Raw genomic sequence first — 20,546 nt, forward strand, 5'->3', positions numbered from 1 at the left:
TTTAACCGATTCTCTTAGCAGGGACAATCGATTGAATGAATTGATGATTATCGCTATGTCTGGTTCTAGATTCATATTGCTCTTTTAAATCTGATATAAACTTTTTTGCAACTGCAGGCACTTCTATCATGTTAGCCGTATGAAGTATATTTTTTTTTAAAAGATAGATGTGCTCTAAAGCAGGTTCAAGTATAATTGCATTACATAGATTGCTTGAAGAAAAACCAATTTTATATGGGCCCTGATTTGTAAGGAAGTGTGGAGCAGCTACTGGAATTCCATGTGCGATAAATGCTGCTACTGAACCACTTTTTCCAAGGCAATGACGCGGTACAGAAGTTAAGCCAAGTGTACAACTATGGAGAGCCTTTGATAGCGCAGGAGGCGCTAAATAACCCGTGACAAGAACATTATAACCATCACCAAGCTGCTCTCGCAGTTGGATGGCTTTTGCTTTCATATGAGCTTCTATTCCTCCTAAGAGAAATATTTCAAACTTTATTCCCGAAGTGTCAGCCTGTTCTTTTAAGGCTCTTAAGAATAAAACAACGCTGCTATATATTTCAATTTGACTAAATATACCGATTCTAAACAAGCAACTATTTTCAGACTTATTATTTTTTTCATATCTATCGATATTCGAAAATACTTGTAATAATTTACCATGATGACCCAAATCGGCTAATCTTTGCTGAAAGTAGGGTAAACTTGTATGTATGATTGAAGGCTTAATTGTTGTCAACAAGTGCTTTATAATCCCCTTTTGCACTGTAGAAGTAATAAATGTTTTAATCAACCTACTCCGCTCTATGCCAATCCATAGCTCATGAAACATAATATGTAATTTCCTTCCAGCTAGCATTTTGTTCATTTCGGTACTAATACCAAAGGGTAAGCCATTAGGTCTAAATGCATATATCACAAACTGAAGACTTACCCAATCCGGGTCTTGCTTTTCAATCCATACGCTAGCACTATGGTATCTCTGCTTATTAGGCCATTTGGTAGGCAGCCTCAGAACCGGCATCTTAATACTATCAATATTATAATACCCGCTAAATTCCGTTAGAACATGACAATCGTTGATGGCAACGACAGAACACAAGTTCCCTTGACGACTTAACTCAGCAGCCAGCTTCATCGTATAGTCACCCACACCATCGCGTCCCGGCTCTATTGAACCACATACAAATAATATTTTCATACCTGTATCGACTAATCATTTATTGGATACATATTTTATGTATCATACTTTTACTCTTATTGAATCTATTCCAAACTCTTTGAGGCATTGTCCATTTATTATTCTAGTAAAGGGGAAATGACCTCCATCTTCTTAAAGCTGCCTCTTTTAATATTTTAAAGGCTGTCCGAATTAGTGCCAACAAGGTATCAGTGTAGTATTTGTGATGGTTCCGGCTCTAAAGTATGTTTGACAAGACAACAGAGCCTGCCTCCCAAGTGGCTCTGCCAATGGCTCATGTTCCAAGAGAAACTTAGGCAAGTCCTTCAGCTTCTTCACCGGAAAAAACAATGCAAACTTCTGCCACTCGGGTGCCTTTGGATCCACAATCTTTCAGCTAGTATAACCGGGCACTTACCCATTGCCATACTTTCATGTATTCTAAAATTAACGGGTGCCTAGTCTGCAGGGCACCTGATGAATTTGGAAGCCCTCGTCAGGTTTACATATTCTTGCTGCTCATCAAGCCCGTAGTTGAGCCAACTCTCTGTACTCTGTATGCAAAACCTCCTTTCACTCGTAAAAGCTTAAACATTTTTGCCTTATTGCATTCGGGATATCTATTTCATTATAAGCCAGATTAAAAAAGAACGTACGCAAAAAAAATCAAATTCATTTCGAAGGTTTTAAAAGGTGTATAATTTGCTTCTTAACATTTATAAGATTTGAATACTGTTGCAAAAAATATTTATATGGTAATTTATATAAGAAGTACCAATACAAGTGCTTATAATAATAACGATTTGAGAAGCTATTAAGCTTTTGTATAACAGTTACTCTAATATTGAGAATAGCTATCTTTAAACCTGATTTAGGATAAACAATTATTCTTGATAACTCTTCTTCATCTACTATATCCATTCTTATCAGTTCGTATATTTTCTCTGCCAGATCCAATTGGTGACAAGCGATAAATATGGAATGAAAATCTTTAAGCCAGTTTGTTATATCTAAATGTGGAAGCTGATGGATACTATTGTTGTGTTTTACATTTTTGTAATTATTTGTATCAGATTTATTGATTTTTGTTTTAGTCAAATAATTTAAAATTAATCTTGTACGATTTAACTCAGGGTGGGAAATTGTGTGGAATTGTTTAGATCGTATTAAAGCTTCATCTACTTTACCATTACAGAGAAACGCTTTTATCAAGTATGCCCACTCAATAGGATCAGGACTAAATGCTCTACTATACGTACCTAGGTTTTGTTTATTCAAAGCGATTAGCCATTTCAATGCTTCTAATTCCTCACCTTTATTTAAAAAACAAATTGCCAACTTCAATTTAGGCTCACACATCCAAAAGATATATTTAAGGCATTCTAAATATTTAGCCTCTGCTTCATTGTAATTCTTCTTTGCCAAATATCTATCGCCCTCATATATAAGTTTCAAATGAACACCATTACCAGTAGTATATTTCCTATTAGTATTTGAAGATGTTTTAACTAATGAAAGATTTCCAAATGGATTATTCTGTTTAATTTTTTCATCAGATTTTAAATTTTTTGCTAGATGATACCATTGTAGAATTTGATTTCTCTGTTTAAAAGTATGGTTAGAATGTACAAGTTCATAACCAGCAGCTGTTATTCTTTTTAACACATCAGTATTAGAAAAAAGATAATTAAGCTTATCTAAAACATCTGTTTCATCTACAAAAACACAGTTTTGCATATCCACAAATCCTGCGGCTTCAAGACTAGATGACTTTTCAGTTAAAAGGCAAGATTTAGCCCCAGGAATCTCAAAGTGTTTACGTACAACCTCTTTAGCAACAGAACCACAGGCAGGTACAAACCAAGATGTATTGATAGAGCGTGCATACTTTTCACCATAAATCATCAATGCAGACTGCCTGTTGTACCCAGTATGCTGGTGCACAACTGATGGAAATCGATTCACTGTTATATCATGAATTTTTTGCCTCCAAGGATATAGTGGATTTATAGTCCCAGTATAAAGAATCGGGGTATTCTTCTCTACACCATAATCCTTAAAAATATGACTATCTATAAAGTTTGGCCAGACAAATAGATTATCAGCTATACTTGGGGTATGCTCTGCTGTAGTTGTACAAATAGTAAAGAAAGTTTCAATCCCCCAATGTTCCATATCAGAAATAAAACCAACACGGCAATCGCACCATGAATCTCCGTTATGTAAACCTAACCTAGGTATTTCAGTATAAGATGAGGTTTCTTTTACAAGCAATTTTCTTGATAGTTTAGACCTGAAACCACTTTCAAAAAGTACAAGATCAGGTTCATATAAATCACAAACCTTCTTAAAATTGCAGTCTTTGTTTATTAAGACAACTTCAAAAAACTCTGACAGGCATTTAACATGAAGCTGCATATGCAACTGAATAAACTTTGGAAGGCATGAGTGATCCCATTGAAAGTATATAAGTTTTGGTTTAGCAATCATTGTATATAAATCATGTATAGAGTCTACATTCAATAATAATGAGACTTAATTTCTACTGTAGAATCTTCCTATAAGCGAAGCCAATATTATTTCCAACTTCTTTAAACTGACATAGGAACTGCTGTACAGGCTTATGGGCTCACTTATGTTACTCCAGTAATCCTTGTGGGGTCTGCTGGGAGGGTTACCCTTCAGCGCCGATAGAATAAACTTATTCGTCCAAGGCTTGGGCGATCCAGTAGAATGAGACATAGTCCAACCAGAATTGACAAAGCCCATTGCCTCCGGTCCCATTTCGCTAATAGGCGAATCACAACACATGGCTGCAATATTAAAGGCATCTTGGTCAATGGAATAAAAAGCAGATGTTCTGTCATATTCTATGAATGTAGCTGCATCCATATTGTACTCTTTAATGGCCACTTCAATTACTTGGATCCATACCTTTAAAAATTCCTTATTTGCAGCAGCTACACCACAAAAACCGGCATTGATGTAAGAGTTAATCATGCGCTGGGGCTGCCTATTTATTTTTTTGATGATGTGGTACCATTCCATCCTGCTGGGGTGCGTGGCAGGCATGTCATTACTTACAACCTCATGCACCATGGCGACTCCGTAAGACATCCATTTTTCATAAAAGCCCCACCGGCAAAGATTTACAATATCAGGGTCAAAGTAAGCGAGAGCATCGACAGCTTTAGCCGGTCCCTTGAATAAATTGAGCATAAAAGCTGGCTTATAATGTGCCAGGTGGTATTCTGTTGTAACCGGAATAAAATGAAGGCATAAATCATTGGCCACACGCATTGTTTTAGCACCAGCCCAGCCTAAATCGGGATTATCAGTTGCATTTTCTGACCATTTTGGCAGCGGTCCTCGATAACCAGCATAAAAGTCTCCCCGGAAACCATTCTTGTAAAGCGAATTAATAAGCCCAGGCACACCTTTGTGAAAGTGTTTTTCGAAAAGCGTACATACTGAAGCTGCCATATTTTAAAATTTCATTTTCATTAAACTCAAGTAAGAACTATTGTATTTTATTTATTTTTAATACACAATAAGTGAAATACATTACAACCTCAGATGCTGACACAAACAGATTAAACTTGAGCACTCCAGCCAATGTAGATATGTCTATCAACAAAAGACTAGATACGATTGCCACTAGGGTTAATGGTATAGAGACTAAAGGATTGATAGCCCAGTTTCTACTTGCCGCTATGGAGAAAAGAAAACCTGCTGCTAAGCTGCTGCAACTTACAGCCACACTCAGCACAAGTTCTTTGCTTAAGCCTGCGTAGCTACTACCCAAAATAAATAGTAATTCTTCAGGGAAAGCCGAAGTAGCCAAAAGGATTGTCATGAAGAAAATCAATAACCCACCATGTAACTGCAAAAACCTGCTCAAGAGCATTTTCTTACAGGCTTCTAACCTTGCAAAACGAGGCACTATAAGAGTACCAAACAAAGCACTAACGAAGCCCAGTATCATAGATAAACGGCCAAGAGCACCTATCTGTGCTAACGCTATTGTGCTCCCAAAAATCGACACAAGCCAAACAGTCAATTGCCCTGATACACTGTAGTAAATAGACCCTGGGATTATTCGTTTCACAAAAGCCAAGATGTTATCACGAACCTCCTTATCGGGTTGTTTGCTCCAATCTGCAAACTGATTCGTCATTTTTCTGATCCGTATATTTACCCACACCTGAGGTATACCTGCAATAAGCACGGCCACAAATGCCCAGGGAAATATAAATAGAGTTACCACTAGAAGAACCAATCGGGCTGCGCTTGCTATGATCTCATTTTTCTTGAGCGGTAATATGGCTTGGTGCAATACAGGACCTACAGCCAGTAAATTACCAGACAAAGCTGTAAAAAAAGCTGGGATGAGCGACAGAACTACAAGGCACGACATAAGCCAACTGGCCTGGTGGTGCCTCAGCAGATACAGCAGGACAGGAACCGCAATCAGTAAACTGCCTATGGCAAATTTTTTTCGGAGATCGTAACCAGTTGCCAGCACCGTCCCTAACTTATCCCTATCTCTCCACACCTTGCCTCCTTGCGCCATAACGCTATTGGCTATACCTCCGTCCGCCAATACAATCATGGTGCCCAGCATCGTGTTGGCCAAGGTATAGAGCGCGTACTCTTGCGTTGGCAATATTCGGATAACAAGTATGCCACAGGTAAACCCTAGTGCTTGGATAAGCACCTGCAATGTACCTGTGAAGGTAAGCAGCCGAGCCCATTCACGTGCTCTTGCTAACTTGTTGTTCTCATATATTCTCTGTACCAACACCTTCATTTACTCTTCCAGTATAGCAGCCTCAAGCACTCTTCAATTTGCGAAGACCCTTCCTTTTGATTTCTTTTATACCATAGCCGTAGCCGTAGCTGCCAATGCCATCCTTAGCGTCGTTCAATACTATCACTGGGTTTTTCAGCTCTTTGCCCCTGTAGATACTATCAATGATTTTAAGTTGCTTTTTTAAAGTATAGGCGTAGCGGACAATGTAGATAGTTGAATCAGCCACAGCGTTCAAACTGAACGCGTCGGCCACCTGACCTATAGGAGCAGTATCGATAATGATATGATCAAAGCTTTTCTTCAACTCCTCTATCAGATGAGTTAATTTGGAAGACATGATAAGTTCTGCCGGGTTGGGAGGAATAGGACCTGAACTGATTATAAAGAGATTAGAATCAAATTCGCATGGCTTCAGTATGTCAGCTATCCCCAATTCTTTTGAGATAATAAAATCAGATAGTCCGCACGCATTCATCAGGCCTAACTCTTCAGTAATTCTTGGGTTTCTCAAATCCAATTCCAGTAAAACCACTCGTTTACCGGATAAGGCCAGAGCTGCCCCTAAATTTATAGTAAAGAATGTCTTTCCTTCACCGCTCATGCTAGATGTGACCAGTATTGTTTTGTTCTCCTTGTCAACAGCAGCGAATTGCAGTTTCGCTCTGATGAGGCGAAACATCTCTACAATCGGAGAGTGGCTGTTGGTAGACACCACCAGCGTATCCGGAGAACTGTTGTGCAAAATCTCACCCAAAATAGGAGTCGACGTCAATTGCTCTACTTCTTGTTGGGTTTGCACTTTGGTATCAAGCAACCCTTTTAAAAAAATTCCTGCAAAAGGTATCCCCAATCCAAGCATCAAGCCCAGCAAGTAGAAGGTCTGCTTATCAGGGCTGATAGGGTTGTCAGTTGCAATAGCGGGATCAATGATTCGGCTATTGGAGATATTGGCAGCTAAAGACAGGGCAGATTCTTCTCGCTTTTGAAGCAGGTATAGGTATAGGTTTTGCTTTATGGCCTGCTGTCGGTTGATTTCCAACAGCTCCCGCTCCATAGAAGGCACTTTACTGATTTTGGATTCGAATTGCCCTGAGGATGCTCTTAGATTATTGCTGGTGATGATGAGACTCTTTTTGATATTTCTCAGGTTCTCTGTTATGTTTCCCCTCAAATCGTTTAGCTGTTCTGTAACGTTCTGAACTAAGGGATTATCCGGAAAGGCATTCTTAAGCAGACGCTCTCTCTCAAGTTGCAACTCATTAAATTTCGCGATTAGCCCTGTCAGAGTCGGGTCCTGAATGGTTAGCGTACTAGGCACCATTTTATACTGGTTGTTGCTGCTGTTCAGGTAATCTTCAATCGACTCCAAAATCTCTATTTGAATGGCCCAATCTGACAACTTACTGTTGTACCCGCTAGCCTGCTCCATATACTGCGAGGCCTGCGTGTTCACATCCGTTAACTTATTATCGCGCTTATATTTTTCCACATCCTTTTCGACATCTGAAAGCTCTGTGGTGAGGTATTTAAGCCGCTCATCCAAAAACTCTATAGTACTGGAAGCTTGCAGATTTTTGTACTCTATTGCTTCCTTGTTATACACTTCAACCAACTTGTTAATTATGTTTTTTCCTTTTTCGGGAACTGGGTCTGACAGACTTATTCTCAGCACATTGGTGTCTTCTCTTTTGGGATTTATTACCATACTCCAATTATAATGCTGTGCTACTTTCTTTAAGTCATGGAAAACCACTTGTATTTTCTGTCCAACAGGCACTTCAGAAGTGGCTACCCCTGTGGCAACCACCACCGTAAATATGCCATATGGCCTTTTTACTTGCTGCCCAAACCTAAGCTTTGCTCGCTCTCCTTCACCCTCCTCTAAAATAAACCCCCCCTCAGGGGTCAGATGTATGAAAATTGATTTTCCGAAACTACTCGAATCAAACTGGCTAACAATCACTTTGATAGGTACATCCTTTCCATATATCTCCATGCTTTTCGCGGTTCCTTCCACCCAATAGCTCGTAGATAGGTCTAGTTCACGTACTACACGCTGCATAAGGCTCAAGGCATACAGTACTTCAATTTCGTTATTGATATTATTGGAAGTCCTCATAATGCTAAAATCCCCAAAGCCTCCACCATCAGATTCCTCCTGGTTCCCTTTCAAGAGTATGGTACTGCTTATACTATACTGAGGGATGGTATAATACAGGCAATAGAAGTATGCACCGCCAATTCCAAGCACACCTCCAAACAAAAACAGATACCAGTACCTAAGGTACTTGCCTAGGATTTCCTTAATATCTTTTGGCTCAGGCTGTTCTGATTTTAGTGGAAAAAGCTCTTTTTCTCTCATATCTCTCTACAACTAAAAAACCTGTGACACTAAAAGTGTGACTACCGAAACCAAAGCCAGACCTATAGACAAGCCATATTGTACATTACTTCTCCCAGGGCTTACTTGAATTGCCTTCACTTTGTCCGGCTCCACATAAACGATATCATTTTGTTGCAAATAGAAAAAGGGAGAATTCAGCACTTCCTTCTTATTCAAGTCGATGCGTGTTGTGATTCGTTCGCCCGATTGTTCTCTGATTATCAATACGTTTTCCCTTTTCCCATAAGGTGTCATATCACCTGCAAGTCCAAGGGCTTCCAGCACATTTATTCTATCGCTTGTCACATTGAACGTGGAAGGCGTATTGACCTCCCCGATGACAGTAATTTTGAAATTCATGAACTTGATGTCGACAATCGGATCTCTAGCATACTTGCCAAGCCTTAAAGCCAAGTCATTTATAGCTTCCTGTTTTGTTAAACCCGCTATGCGAACTTTACCTATCACCGGAATCAGCACGTACCCATTTCTATCTACAAGATATCCTGAGGTTTTACCTGTAGAGGAACTACTAGCCCCACCTCCCACCTGAATTACGCCACTGTTAAAAAGTACATTCGATTCGGGGCTTAGGCTAGTTATGGAAATGTCCAGCATATCATTCGGCTGGATTGTTAACTCAACATCATTTGAAATTACCTTCACATCCGTTTCTTTTTCTGGCAAATCACTTAAATAAGTTAAGTTTCTTTGAGAACATGAAACGAATAAGACTATGCAACATAAGTAAAGGGCTCTACTAACCATGTTTTACAAGTTCGGAGATATTTATTCTTATACGTGAATAAATAATAAAATATACATAAAAATTTGCAATTAAATCACAAATTGAACTATATATCCTGATGTAAAATATTTGTCACAGTTAAAGATTCTTTCTTATGTTATTTATCAGACCAAAACAGCTGATTTATATACCTTTTAAAATCAAGGAAATTAAAATTATATCACAATAACAACTTATGTTATACTCCTAAATTCATGCTATTACTTTTGAGTCATTGGTAGGCAGGGCAAGACTATATACCAAAGGATTCTAGTGATTAATGTTAAACCAAAGTAGTTTTAAGAGCAGATAGAAGCCGCTGTAACGGTTTGAGCAAAATGATTACTTACTGTTTCTACTTCTTCTGAAGTCATCGGAACGAAAAGAGGTAATATTATAGATCTGTCTTGCAAGTCCTGAGATATAGGAAGTTCTATGTTTGGCATCAGGTTCTTATAAGCAGTTTCCCGATGGGACGTCATGATTCCTCGCCTAGTCGCAACCCCTCTTTGCAGCAATTCCTGCATCAACGTATTCCTTTCTACCAGGCAGTTTTGCTTTAGATAAATACTAAAAGACTGGTAGTTGCTAAAGTACCCATTCTTCTCAAGTGGCAGACGAACACAGTCAATGTCTTGGAATGCCGCTATATAGGCTGCGGCGACTTTTCTTCGCTCCTCCACTATCCAGTCCAGCTTTTCCAGTTGCTTTATACCCACAGCCGCCTGTATGTCAGTCATACGATAGTTATAACCAATTTCTATGTGGTCTTCAAAAATCATCTTGACTGACTCGTGGCGCACCCTGTCATTCACAGACATACCATGCTGCCGCAAAAGCTTCAGCCTTTCGAAGTGATCCTGGCTGTTGGTTGTGATCATCCCCCCATCCCCAGTTGAAATCACTTTTCGTGGATGAAACGAAAAGCATACGATATCTGAATGTGACCCAATCTTCTTGCCTTTGTAAGCAGAGCCGGCAGCACATGCAGCATCTTCAATCAGTCTCAGTCCATACCTATCGCAGAGTTCCTGAAAGGCATCGATATCTGCAGGCATACCTATCTGATGTACCAGCAGGATAGCCTTGGTTCTTTTTGTTATCCTTTTCTCAACGTCAGCGATGTCAAGATTATACGTTTCTGGCTGAACCTCAGCAAAGACAGGAGTAGCACCCACATACTTTATTGAGTTAGCAGTGGCTATATAACTCATAGATGGGCAGATTACCTCATCCCCTGGTCCTATACCTGCCACAATCATTGACAAATGCAGCGCTGTGGTGCAGTTTGATACTGCCACAGCATACTTAGCACCAGTATAAGCAGCGAATTTTTCTTCAAATTCCTGCACCCTCGGTCCTTGGGTTATCCAACCCGTCAAGATGGTGTCATAAGCCGCCTGGGCTTCCTCCTCTGTAAGAAAAGGTTTTGCGATAGGGATCATAAGCTAAGTGCTGTTGCTTTTTTCTTTTCAAAATACCACCGACTCAGTTCAATCAATCCTTCTTCTAGATTAATGGTTGGCTCAAAGTCCAGCATGTCCTTTGCCTTGCTGTTGTCAGCCAATCGCCTACTGACAGGATTCACTGTTTTCTCTTCCCTGAACTCAGGTATGAGTGACGAATTGTTTACTTTCAGCAGCATCTCCAACAACTGCTTCAAACTCGTTTCTTCACAGTTGCCTATGTTGAACACCTCGTCTGTCACATCGGAGCTTAAAGCGGCGACGTTGGCTTTCGCCACATCCTTGACATACACAAAGTCCATAGAGGTACTGCCGTCCCCGTAAATGAGTGGTACATGGCCATCACGTATGCAGTCCAGCCAACGAATCATCACTTCTGTGTATTTGCCATCAGTATCCATTCGGGCTCCATATACATTAAAGTAGCGGAGTGCCACGTAATCTAAGTCATACATGAATTTAAAACTCCGGAACAGTTGCTCCCCCCACATCTTTGCTCCACCATAAAAGGTCTGGTTATCATATGGATTATCTGTCTCGGGAGTAGGGAAGTGCTGGGCTAGTCCATACACAGAGGCACTGGAGCTATAAATCACCTTCTTAACCTTATGCTTCACGCATAGTTCAACCAGCTCAAAAGTCGATTTCAGCATCACATCAAAACCCTCTCTTGGGTTAGAAGCACAAGCATTGATGCGTAAGGCTGCCATGTGGAAGACATAGTCAGTGCCTGCGATGCATTTTTCCAACAGCGCCATGTCTCTAATGTCCCCTTCAGCAAACTCTACTATTGGATTTCCGATGAAAGAACCCATATTGTCAAAGCTGCCGCGTATGAGATTATCCAGAATAATAATTTTTGCAGGGTTGTTTTTCAGCAATTCCTCCACTACGTAAGAACCTATGAATCCTGCTCCTCCGGTTATTAGGATGACGCTGTTCTGTATCTTGTTATGCATGGGCTGAGTTGTTTAGTCTAAAGATGAGGATGTCACTGATGATGAGTATAAAACCAATTAAGAAGAGCATTATTGATAACCTGTCTTTCTGGTCATAGTTAATGCCTGTCTGCTTGTAGTCCAGACGTAAAATTTGGATGAAGATGGAGAGGTTATTCTCTACATTTTTAGTCAGGAAACCCTTCTCATTCCTGCTGAATTTGACAATATTAAAGCCCTTTTTCGGTAAGTTAGTAACAGCGTATTTATTCATCAGCGAGGCGTAGACAGAGGAAAATAAATTTTCTATACTGGATACCTCTGTCATATTGTAACATTTTAAAGCACCTCATTTTTAGAGCGGGCATTCAGGTCTATGGCAGGATTTCCCGCCATTCTTGCTCCGCCCGTAACACTTCTCAACAAGTTGCTCCCTAAGCCTACCAGTGATTCATCACCTATACTTATGCCGTTAATAATATTCGTTCCACTACCGATATAGCAGCTCTTCCCTATAGTAGTCCCACCTGCTACCACTACGTTACTCCCTACGAGCGAATAATCTTCCACAACCACATCATGGTGAATCACTGAGTTAGGCAAAATGCATACATGGTTGTTGATGCGTGCGTTGCTGGTGAGCACCACCCCTGCCATTACCAGGCAGTTGAAACCAATCTGAACATCTCTGCCAATAGAGGCTCGGGAATGTACAGCAGTGATATACCTGCCCTCTTCTATGTTTAATGAAGCTATTGTTTCCTTTCTGTGACGGAAAGAAGCAGGACTTCCCGGCACTGCCAAAACTAGGAGTTCTTTATACTTAGCTAGTAAGTCACGTGAGTATATATCGTACAGGTCTGACTTTTTCGATGCATCATCATCTACAAAGCCAACCAGTTCATATTTATTAAGATCAATGCAGTCGAGTGCCTCTATCCCATTGCCATTAAACGGAAATATAATAAGTTTCCTCTTAGGCATTTCTGTATGAGTTCAATACCCCTATCACCTGATGCACGTCTTCATCTGTCAACTCAGCATACATAGGCAAGGACAAGCAATGGCTTGCCAAATACTCTGCATGCGGACAGTCCCCTTTTTTATAGCCTAAGTCTACATACGCTTTCTGTAGGTGGCATGGAACAGGGTAGTGCAGACCGGGGTATATGTTGTGACCGTTTAGGTATTTAATAAGCTCTCCCCGGTCCTCGGTCGTCACTACAAAAAGATGGTATATTGAATCCGCCCAGTCTGGCTGTGCCTGCATTTGGAGGTGCGGATTCGTGATTCCCATCTGGTACCGCCTCGCTATTTCTCTCCTTCGTTTGTTCCATTCCGGCAGGTACTTCAACTTCACATTCAAAGAGGCACCCTCCAGTCCTCCCATGCGCATGTTGAAACCAACCATGTCGTGGTAGTAGCGTACCATAGATCCATGGTTCCGAAGGCTGAGCAGATGCTTGTAGTACCGCTCATTGTCAGTTGTAATGCCTCCAGCCTCTCCACATGCTCCCAAGTTCTTTCCGGGGTAGAAACTAAAACAGGCTAACTCCCCAAAGCCTCCTACTGGTGCGCCTTTGTACTGTGCTCCTTGAGCCTGTGCCGCATCCTCTAATAGGTATAGCCCATATTTCTGGCACACTGACTGAACGCCCTCCACATCAAAGGGCTGCCCATATAAGTGCACTCCTACAACGGCCTTCGTGCGGGAATTGATTTTATCTTCTATTTTGGATGCATCTATTTGCCAGGTATTAGGTGTACAATCCACAAAGACAGGAGTGGCTCCTGTATAGGACACGCCCCAGGCAGTAGCGATAAAGGTATTTGCTGGAACGATTACCTCATCACCTACCCCGATACCCAAAGCGAGCATAGCTAAGTGTAAAGCAGACGTTCCATTGTTTACACCGACGGCATACTTTGTCTGGCAAAAGGCAGCGAAATGCTTCTCAAACTCTTCCACAAAAGGCCCACCAGAGAAGGCTGTGTTTTCATACACTTTCTCAAAAGCCGTAAATATCTCGCTTTTAATCTGCTGGTGCTGACCTCTTAGGTCAAGGCAGGGGATTTTCTCCTGGATGGCTATCGTTTGCATATCAGACAAGTAAATGGTCAGCTTGTTTCATTATTTTAGCCGGGTTACCCGCTACGACAGTATTTTCAGGAACATCTCTGGTCACGACAGAGCCGGCACCCACTATGGCTCCTTTGCCAATGCGCACACCACACAGTATGGTAGCACTTGAGCCTACTGAAGCCCCTTCCTCCACGTATGTTTCTACACAGCTCCAATCGGTTTCTGTCTGCATAGAGCCATCTCCGTTCGTAGCCCTTGGAAACTTATCGTTGATAAAGGTGACGTTATGGCCAATGAAGACATTATCCGCTATATGCACCCCTTCGCAGATAAAGGTGTGGCTGGAGATTTTGCAGTTCTTGCCAATGAAAACTCCCTTCTGTATCTCAACGAAAGTACCCACCTTAGAGCCATCGCCTATACTACAGCCATAGGCATTCACGAAATTGTAAATCTTCACGTCCTTGCCTAACCTTATATTGTGGAGGCTTTGCTTTTCATTATCGATTGTAACTGTGTCCATAGAGTATCAGATTAAGACTTCTTGTGTACTTGATTGTGATGGGACAGTGCTGGCGTCCAATACGACTTCGAGCCCGCTTTGCTTGATAGACTTGTTAGAGGCCTCCAGAATGCGCACCACATCCAAGCCCAAATGGCAGGAGGATTTAGGTTGCTTTTTCTCCTGTATACTGCTGATGAAGTCATTAGCCATGACGAGGAGCGCTTCCGTTGTGGCAAGCTTAGGTACATGTATATCACCTGTTCGGTAGTCTACCAACACCCGCTTTTTTTCCTCATCATTTGAGTAGCTGTAGCCCGTGTCGTATATTTTAATCTTCTCCGTAGGCTCCAAATCATTGTACAGAATCATTTTCTGGTCTCCGCCCACTAGCATCATCCTTACTTTCACAGGGCTGGTCCAAGAACAGTTGAAGTGGGCGATGAATCCGGAAGCATAATTTACAGTGAGATAGGCAATGTTCTCAATGTTGTTGTTCGTGTGGGTGATACCTGTTGCATTCACACTGTAGGGGCGCTCATCCACTATGTAGTTCAGGATGGAGATATCATGCGGGGCAAGGTCCCATAGCACATTGATATCTGATTGGAACAAACCCAAATTGATACGGGTTGAATCCAAATACTTTATATTTCCCAATTCCTGGCTTTCTACTAACTGTCTCATTTTTTGTACTGCACCTGTATACAGAAAAGTATGGTCCACCATAAGAAGCACCCTTTTCTGCTCTGCCAGGTTTATCAGCAATCCGGCCTCTTCAGTGGAGGATGTCATTGGCTTCTCGATAAGCACATGCTTTCCCTCTGCCAGTGCTTTCCAGGCCAAGGTAAAGTGCGTTGATACAGGAGTTGCAATAATCACAGCGTCAATACCTGGGTCGTAGATGATGTCTTCTGCGTCTCGTACTCCCTTTATAGTAGGATATACTTTTCCCAGTTGTTGCAACCGCTCCGGGCGTGAGTCTGCCACAGCCTTTACGCAGCAATCCTCCGCAGCGAAAAAGTTTCTTACCAGGTTGGGCCCCCAGTACCCATAACCGATGATGCCTACATTTACCATAGCTTTGCTGTTTGAGTGATTATCAAAATTGCACTTAAATGTTTTTCAATCACCTTGGCACTTAATTATTTGAGTCAACTAATGTTCTAGGATTAAAGAATCAATATGCTTGTTGCTATCTTAAAAAGAAACACCAAATTTGTTAATGCATAAAATACAGTAACCCTAAAACTAATGCAGGCACCCACCTGCCGTAAAGCTTCCATGGAATATAGACAGCCACAGGCTAATGTATTTCCAAGGTACTGAATGCAGAGATGACGAATGTTTGTTGTTATAATAGCTTCTGTCAAAAGCTTTTAGAAAAGGGTTGTAGACACCTTATACGAATTTATTTAAACAAAAATTACTTAAGTTAAATAAAGGCAGTTCTTAAAAGGCGAGCGTATATGATTTGTTAGTATAAGTCAAGTAATTATTAGTAAATAAACTTTTGCATCTTCATTCAGTATTTTTATCTGAAAATTATTTAATTTTCTCAGTCTATAATCTTGCTATTTCGTAAAATTATTCTAGTAAATATTGTTTTGAACTCATCGCTTCTTCATAATTATTAGATTAAGAGTGATTTAGAGAATATTTAACTAATCATCTTCTGCCGAATGTCGAATTTGAAATTGCCGAATGTCGAATTTGAAATTTGAAGCCATCATTTTATTCTGTTACACATAAAATAAAATAGACATGCAAAAAATATTAACCAGTACAGTGATTACATTGGTGATTTTCCTGTTTACAGCCACTATAGATGTGGTAGCGCAAGGGCGAAACATAGATAGACCAAGCCGCAATGGTGATACCCCGGGCCGAAACAAAGGTGCTACAGGTGTACCTTTAGATGGTGGTGTGGCTGTATTGCTGACAGCTGGCACGGCTTACGGTATTAAAAAGCTAAGGGACTATCGAAAAAGCAACAGAAGCAATAACCCTTATACTTGATTAGCTATTGCTCTTATTATAACATTCTTAGCTGCTATCGCCTATGAGAGAGCATGGTATAGTTTTGAGGTTTTTAATCTTCTCACTGAGCCTTTGCATTGTGTGGTTTCTTGTGTATGATTTTTGGCTGAGCCTACTAGACAATTGGTTAAGCCTGAAAATTGTGCACTCAACAGTGCACTTTCTGAGCTTTATTGGATATAATGCTGACGCAAACGGTATTATGGTGCAGATAGATGGCGCAGACACTGTTTTTGTTTATCATGCTTGCAATGGGATGGTGCTGATGGCTCTTTTTACAGGCTTCATTGTTGCTTTTCCAGGTCCTATCATTAAAAAGCTATTTTTCATCCCTATTGGTCTATTACTAATTTATATCCTGAATATATTACGTGTGTCTGCTTTGGCTCTAAATGCACATCACTTTAGTTATACAGTAGACTTCAACCACAAATACACTTTTACAATAATTGTGTACGCGGCTATTTTTGTTTTATGGATGATTTGGGTTAAAAGATATTCCGGAGTAGGAAAACATGTTAAGGCGCAAAATCCTAAGTCCCAAGCAACAAGTTATTAAATGGAAATGGACTATCCTTCTTAGTCTTATCACTATGTTGGTTTTGATAGGTCACCAGGAAGAATCTGTAAAAGGGTATTTTGCTTTTATTTTGGATGAATTATCTAAAACCTCTTTTCAAAATAAGGGGGCATACCTTGATTTAAAATATTTTGAGGTAAGCAGCAGAGCTTTGACAATGATTTATAGAATTCTTTATTGTACCATATGTTTACTAATAATACATTACTATTTTGGGGCTTCTAAAATCACTAAAATTGCTATTCTGCTTTATTTATTTCTTTTTGTATTGACTTTAGGAATGTATGTGTGCGCTGAGCAATCAGAGTTGTCTCAACTCCACACGGTTGCTTTTAGAATTGATACACTGCTCGTATCTCCTATGCCAATAATTATATTAATTCCTGCCCTTAGTCTGATTCCAGCAGTAAAAGAATAATATAAAATAAAACGGATCATTTTCTCTTCTGAATTTATTAATAATTAGAATAAATAAACTTCTACCATCAATTCTGTGCCATTCACTAAAGTTAACTAAATATAGTAATCTTTTAAGATTTTTAATGGTATATTTTTTATAAGATAGTTTAAATAATTTCATTTCTATCAAATTTAATATATTCAATATACCAAATAATATTTGCTTTATTATATTAAATTATATTTTGAATTAATTTAGTTTAATATCTTATGTCACATAAATACTCTACCTTATTTAGCTGGATTAATGTAACACTTGACTATTTTATCATAAATGGTACTCTATACCTATCATTTATAATATCTGAACGCAGTTTTGCTTGGGGAGAGGTATATGACTATAAATTAACTTTGCTGCTTTTAAACTTTTGTTGGTTCTACTGCTCACATGTTTTTAATATTTACAGTCAGATACTAAAACGAGAGGCTGTTCCTATAATGAGAGCTAATGTTGGAGCGCTATGTTTATTTATGATATTAGCTATACTTATAAAGTTTATTCTGCCTCAGCTATATATTCCACCAACTCCATTTATTTATTATTTTATCCTTTTACCAATTCTGATCCTTTCCTTGAGATTTGCATTCTTATTATTAAGAAAGTATAGAAGAAAATCTTGGCTAGGTTCTAATAATATTGCTATTGTTGGTGCTAGCTTAGCGGGAAAAGATCTCTATAACTACATTACTATCAACAATCAACTAGATTATAACGTCGTTGGAATTTTTGATGATAATCCATCTAACGTCCCTCCTCATATAAACTACTTAGGAAAAATAGATGACTGTATAAGCTATGCTGAGTCTAATGGTATAAGTGAAATTTACTGCGCATTACCATATAACCAAAGCAACAAGATAGAATCACTAATGCAAGAGGCAGACGCGCATATGATTCTTTTTAGATTAGTGCCAGATCTTAAAGGTACAATCCATCATAATTTCTTGGTGGAGTTGTTCGGTTACGTACCTATCCTTAAGCTCAGACAAGAACCTTTGGAAAGTAAGGCCAATGAAATTCTTAAAAGAGGCTTTGATATCTTCTTTTCATTACTTGTCATAGTTTTAATTTTGAGTTGGCTTATACCTCTTATGGCTTTGATTATTAAACTTGAATCTAAGGGACCAGTGTTTTTTAAGCAACAACGCTCAGGTAAAAGGAATAAGGTATTTTATTGTCTCAAGTTTAGGAGCATGAAGGTCAATTTAGATTGTGATACATTACAGACGTGCAAGGGAGACCAAAGGATTACCCGAGTTGGTAAATTTATCAGGAAAACAAGTATTGACGAATTACCACAGTTTATCAATGTCTTTATGGGAGATATGTCTGTGGTCGGTCCTCGTCCCCATATGCTTAAGCACACACAAGATTACTCTAAAGTGATTGATAATTATATGGTTCGGCATTTCCTTACTCCCGGCATCACAGGTTGGGCACAAGTAAATGGGTATAGGGGCGAAACGAAAGAGACTATAGCTATGCTTAATCGTGTACAAGCTGATTTATGGTATCTAGAACATTGGTCCATTCTGCTCGATCTGAAAATTATCTTCCTTACAATTTGGCAGGGCTTTAGGTATAATGACAAGGCTTATTAATAATAGTTAAACTCATCATTCTTATTCAAGTTTTTAAGGCTGTTTTGCTCTAATGTCTAAACGACTATTGAAGCAAATACAGCTTTTTTATTTTAAGCTGAAAGCCAGTATTTTATAGCCAACGGTAGCGCTATTCAAAAAAAATATGAGAAATTTATTTTTGCTTAGGCAACCTCCGGACGAGTATCCACATCTAAGAGGTAAAGAGCAGCAAAACAGCTCAGAAAAGGCCAGATAAGCGACATCATTTGATAAAATTTTACCCAGCGTGACGGAACAGGAGTTAATAGCAGGTTGCCAAAAGGCCGAAAGTAAAGCGCAGAAATGCCTTTACGAGCGCTTTGCCTCGCCGATGTACGGTGTGTGCCTGCGTTACCTCAAAAACCAGATGGATGCTGAGGAGGCTTTACTCAATGGGTTTATGAAGGTATACCAAAACATAGACAAGTTTGAAGGCAAGGGCAGCTTCGAGGGTTGGGTAAGACGCATCATGGTGAATGAAGCGTTGGGGTTTTTGAGAAAGAAAGAGTCGCTATACCTGTCGATAGAAGACGACCACGTACAGGTGGCGGGTAGCATGGGAGCCGACCACGATCTGGCAGAAGGCGAATTGCTGGAGCTTTTGCGCACTTTACCTGCCGGCTACAGGGCAGTTTTTAACCTGTATGCAATTGAGGGATATTCTCACAAAGAAATAGCCGATATGCTGAATATCACGGAAGGCACTTCGAAATCGCAGTTAAGCAAAGCACGCGCCATGCTGCAACGAAGACTGACCGGACAGGAAGCAGTCGCTAGCTAAAAATAATAAGGAGGTTCAGTTATGAAACCAGAAGACATAGACAAGCTATTCAAGGAGCGTTTGGGACCTTCGTCACCGACACCTCATGCCGACCTTTGGAACAGACTGCAGGACCGGATAGAAACTGAAATGCCTGCCGCCAACAAAGGCGAATCGAAGCCGCGAGGGTTTATGTGGCTCTCCTACTCTATCGCGGCCGCCATTGCGCTGTTACTCTCCGTGGGCATCGTATTTTACAACGTGCAGAACGGCTCTGTGCCAGTTGACAGAGACGGCTTGGCCGATGTAAACGGTTTGAAGCCAGAGCAGCCTCTCGTTATACCTGAGCCAGTTATGGCCGATGCGCAACTAGCACAAGTAACTGAAGAACCTGTGACTTCGCCATCAGATGTTAAAGAAGTGGTTGAGCCTGCTACACCTTCCACAACTACTACCCCAGCAACCACGCAGGCAGAAATGGTTAAGAAGCAAATGATCGCCAAAGCAGAAACCAGAGCGGATGTGAAAAAGGCCAGCCTGAAAAACAGTACAAGAAATTCGGTGTCTGCTCAACAGTTGGCAGCACAGGTAGAGCAGCCGGCTACACCTGACGCACCTCAGAAAGTCGAAATTGGTAACACAGGAGAAACTGCTCCGGCTACTTTCGCTGCTAACACCGTGGATTTGAACGCCCAACCGGTAGAAATTATAATAAAACGAGCCGTCGCTGTGCAAGAAGTGGAATCAGAAGTAGAGCTTAGCGGCTTTGAAAAGAAGCAAAAACTGGCAAAGAACATTTTTAAGCAGGTGCGGAACCTGTCTAACGGAGAACGGGTGGAGTTGTCTGAGCTCGGTATCAACGCAGACAGAATTGCACTTGAAACACAAATTGGAAAACAGAAAATATCAAAAGTCATTCAACTCTAATC

General features: G+C 40.3%; 18 protein-coding genes. 6 read left to right on the forward strand and 12 right to left on the reverse strand.

Features of this window, described 5'->3' with window-relative positions:
- Position 1 precedes the first annotated feature (1 nt).
- The 12 genes from C8E01_RS17430 to C8E01_RS17490 form a co-directional block, all read right to left on the reverse strand.
- Complete coding sequence (locus C8E01_RS17430) at positions 2-1,204, reverse strand: glycosyltransferase (protein ID WP_116544745.1); 1,203 nt, start codon at positions 1,202-1,204, stop codon at positions 2-4.
- Between the two features lie 651 nt (positions 1,205-1,855).
- Entirely contained in the window at positions 1,856-3,673 is a 1,818-nt protein-coding gene (locus C8E01_RS17435) for a glycosyltransferase (RefSeq protein WP_116544746.1), read from the reverse strand.
- A gap of 45 nt (positions 3,674-3,718) precedes the next feature.
- Entirely contained in the window at positions 3,719-4,666 is a 948-nt protein-coding gene (locus C8E01_RS17440; protein WP_116544747.1) for a hypothetical protein, read from the reverse strand.
- Between the two features lie 37 nt (positions 4,667-4,703).
- Entirely contained in the window at positions 4,704-5,819 is a 1,116-nt protein-coding gene (locus C8E01_RS17445) for an MATE family efflux transporter (protein WP_243409659.1), read from the reverse strand.
- A gap of 196 nt (positions 5,820-6,015) precedes the next feature.
- The gene (locus tag C8E01_RS17450; protein ID WP_116544749.1) at positions 6,016-8,358 is read right to left on the reverse strand and encodes a GumC family protein; all 2,343 of its coding nucleotides are present in this window, start codon (positions 8,356-8,358) and stop codon (positions 6,016-6,018) included.
- A gap of 12 nt (positions 8,359-8,370) precedes the next feature.
- Positions 8,371-9,066, reverse strand: a complete 696-nt coding sequence (locus C8E01_RS17455) for a polysaccharide biosynthesis/export family protein (protein WP_243409661.1) — start codon at positions 9,064-9,066, stop codon at positions 8,371-8,373.
- A gap of 399 nt (positions 9,067-9,465) precedes the next feature.
- Entirely contained in the window at positions 9,466-10,611 is a 1,146-nt protein-coding gene (locus C8E01_RS17460) for a DegT/DnrJ/EryC1/StrS family aminotransferase (RefSeq protein WP_116544751.1), read from the reverse strand.
- Complete coding sequence (locus tag C8E01_RS17465) at positions 10,608-11,591, reverse strand: NAD-dependent epimerase/dehydratase family protein (protein WP_207774910.1); 984 nt, start codon at positions 11,589-11,591, stop codon at positions 10,608-10,610. The genes C8E01_RS17460 and C8E01_RS17465 overlap by 4 nt, the downstream gene beginning before the upstream one ends.
- Positions 11,592-11,909: 318 nt before the next feature.
- Positions 11,910-12,554, reverse strand: a complete 645-nt coding sequence (locus C8E01_RS17475) for a DapH/DapD/GlmU-related protein (protein WP_116544753.1) — start codon at positions 12,552-12,554, stop codon at positions 11,910-11,912.
- Positions 12,547-13,671 carry a DegT/DnrJ/EryC1/StrS family aminotransferase gene (locus C8E01_RS17480; RefSeq protein WP_207774911.1) on the reverse strand — a complete coding sequence of 375 codons (1,125 nt, stop codon included), beginning with the start codon at positions 13,669-13,671 and terminating at the stop codon, positions 12,547-12,549. Before C8E01_RS17480 ends, C8E01_RS17475 begins: the two co-directional genes overlap by 8 nt.
- 1 nt (position 13,672) lies before the next feature.
- Positions 13,673-14,176 (reverse strand): acyltransferase, encoded by a 504-nt coding sequence (locus tag C8E01_RS17485; RefSeq protein WP_116544754.1) that lies wholly within the window; start codon positions 14,174-14,176, stop codon positions 13,673-13,675.
- Positions 14,177-14,182: 6 nt separating this feature from the next.
- Positions 14,183-15,235, reverse strand: coding sequence for a Gfo/Idh/MocA family protein (locus C8E01_RS17490; RefSeq protein ID WP_116544755.1), 1,053 nt, complete (start codon positions 15,233-15,235; stop codon positions 14,183-14,185).
- A 684-nt stretch (positions 15,236-15,919) separates the two neighbouring features.
- Here C8E01_RS17490 and C8E01_RS17495 point away from each other — a divergent pair.
- The 6 genes from C8E01_RS17495 (at position 15,920) to C8E01_RS17520 (ending at position 20,544) form a co-directional block, all read left to right on the forward strand.
- Positions 15,920-16,174 carry a PID-CTERM protein-sorting domain-containing protein gene (locus C8E01_RS17495; RefSeq protein WP_116544756.1) on the forward strand — a complete coding sequence of 85 codons (255 nt, stop codon included), beginning with the start codon at positions 15,920-15,922 and terminating at the stop codon, positions 16,172-16,174.
- Between the two features lie 43 nt (positions 16,175-16,217).
- Entirely contained in the window at positions 16,218-16,754 is a 537-nt protein-coding gene (gene xrtX, locus C8E01_RS17500; RefSeq protein ID WP_116544757.1) for an exosortase X, read from the forward strand.
- Positions 16,711-17,193, forward strand: a complete 483-nt coding sequence (locus C8E01_RS17505; protein ID WP_394342111.1) for an XrtX-associated membrane protein — start codon at positions 16,711-16,713, stop codon at positions 17,191-17,193. Before xrtX ends, C8E01_RS17505 begins: the two co-directional genes overlap by 44 nt.
- Positions 17,194-17,444: 251 nt before the next feature.
- Positions 17,445-18,836, forward strand: a complete 1,392-nt coding sequence (locus C8E01_RS17510; protein WP_116544759.1) for an undecaprenyl-phosphate glucose phosphotransferase — start codon at positions 17,445-17,447, stop codon at positions 18,834-18,836.
- 268 nt (positions 18,837-19,104) lie between these two features.
- A complete protein-coding gene (locus C8E01_RS17515; protein ID WP_116544760.1) occupies positions 19,105-19,638 on the forward strand; it encodes an RNA polymerase sigma factor in 534 nt (177 codons plus the stop codon).
- A 21-nt stretch (positions 19,639-19,659) separates the two neighbouring features.
- Entirely contained in the window at positions 19,660-20,544 is an 885-nt protein-coding gene (locus C8E01_RS17520) for a hypothetical protein (RefSeq protein WP_116544761.1), read from the forward strand.
- Positions 20,545-20,546 lie beyond the last annotated feature (2 nt).

Source organism: Pontibacter virosus, assembly GCF_003096355.1.
Classification (GTDB): Bacteria; Bacteroidota; Bacteroidia; order Cytophagales; family Hymenobacteraceae; genus Pontibacter; species Pontibacter virosus.

What these genes read in the sequence shown, in the direction of transcription:
- C8E01_RS17430 (WP_116544745.1), bottom strand. Translation starts at nt 1,204, where the DNA reads ATGAAAATATTATTTGTATGTGGTTCAATAGAGCCGGGACGCGATGGT.
- C8E01_RS17435 (WP_116544746.1), bottom strand. Translation starts at nt 3,673, where the DNA reads ATGATTGCTAAACCAAAACTTATATACTTTCAATGGGATCACTCATGC.
- C8E01_RS17440 (WP_116544747.1), bottom strand. Translation starts at nt 4,666, where the DNA reads ATGGCAGCTTCAGTATGTACGCTTTTCGAAAAACACTTTCACAAAGGT.
- C8E01_RS17450 (WP_116544749.1), bottom strand. Translation starts at nt 8,358, where the DNA reads ATGAGAGAAAAAGAGCTTTTTCCACTAAAATCAGAACAGCCTGAGCCA.
- C8E01_RS17460 (WP_116544751.1), bottom strand. Translation starts at nt 10,611, where the DNA reads ATGATCCCTATCGCAAAACCTTTTCTTACAGAGGAGGAAGCCCAGGCG.
- C8E01_RS17465 (WP_207774910.1), bottom strand. Translation starts at nt 11,591, where the DNA reads ATGCATAACAAGATACAGAACAGCGTCATCCTAATAACCGGAGGAGCA.
- C8E01_RS17475 (WP_116544753.1), bottom strand. Translation starts at nt 12,554, where the DNA reads ATGCCTAAGAGGAAACTTATTATATTTCCGTTTAATGGCAATGGGATA.
- C8E01_RS17480 (WP_207774911.1), bottom strand. Translation starts at nt 13,671, where the DNA reads ATGCAAACGATAGCCATCCAGGAGAAAATCCCCTGCCTTGACCTAAGA.
- C8E01_RS17485 (WP_116544754.1), bottom strand. Translation starts at nt 14,176, where the DNA reads ATGGACACAGTTACAATCGATAATGAAAAGCAAAGCCTCCACAATATA.
- C8E01_RS17490 (WP_116544755.1), bottom strand. Translation starts at nt 15,235, where the DNA reads ATGGTAAATGTAGGCATCATCGGTTATGGGTACTGGGGGCCCAACCTG.
- C8E01_RS17495 (WP_116544756.1), top strand. Translation starts at nt 15,920, where the DNA reads ATGCAAAAAATATTAACCAGTACAGTGATTACATTGGTGATTTTCCTG.
- xrtX (WP_116544757.1), top strand. Translation starts at nt 16,218, where the DNA reads ATGAGAGAGCATGGTATAGTTTTGAGGTTTTTAATCTTCTCACTGAGC.
- C8E01_RS17505 (WP_394342111.1), top strand. Translation starts at nt 16,711, where the DNA reads ATGTTAAGGCGCAAAATCCTAAGTCCCAAGCAACAAGTTATTAAATGG.
- C8E01_RS17510 (WP_116544759.1), top strand. Translation starts at nt 17,445, where the DNA reads ATGTCACATAAATACTCTACCTTATTTAGCTGGATTAATGTAACACTT.
- C8E01_RS17520 (WP_116544761.1), top strand. Translation starts at nt 19,660, where the DNA reads ATGAAACCAGAAGACATAGACAAGCTATTCAAGGAGCGTTTGGGACCT.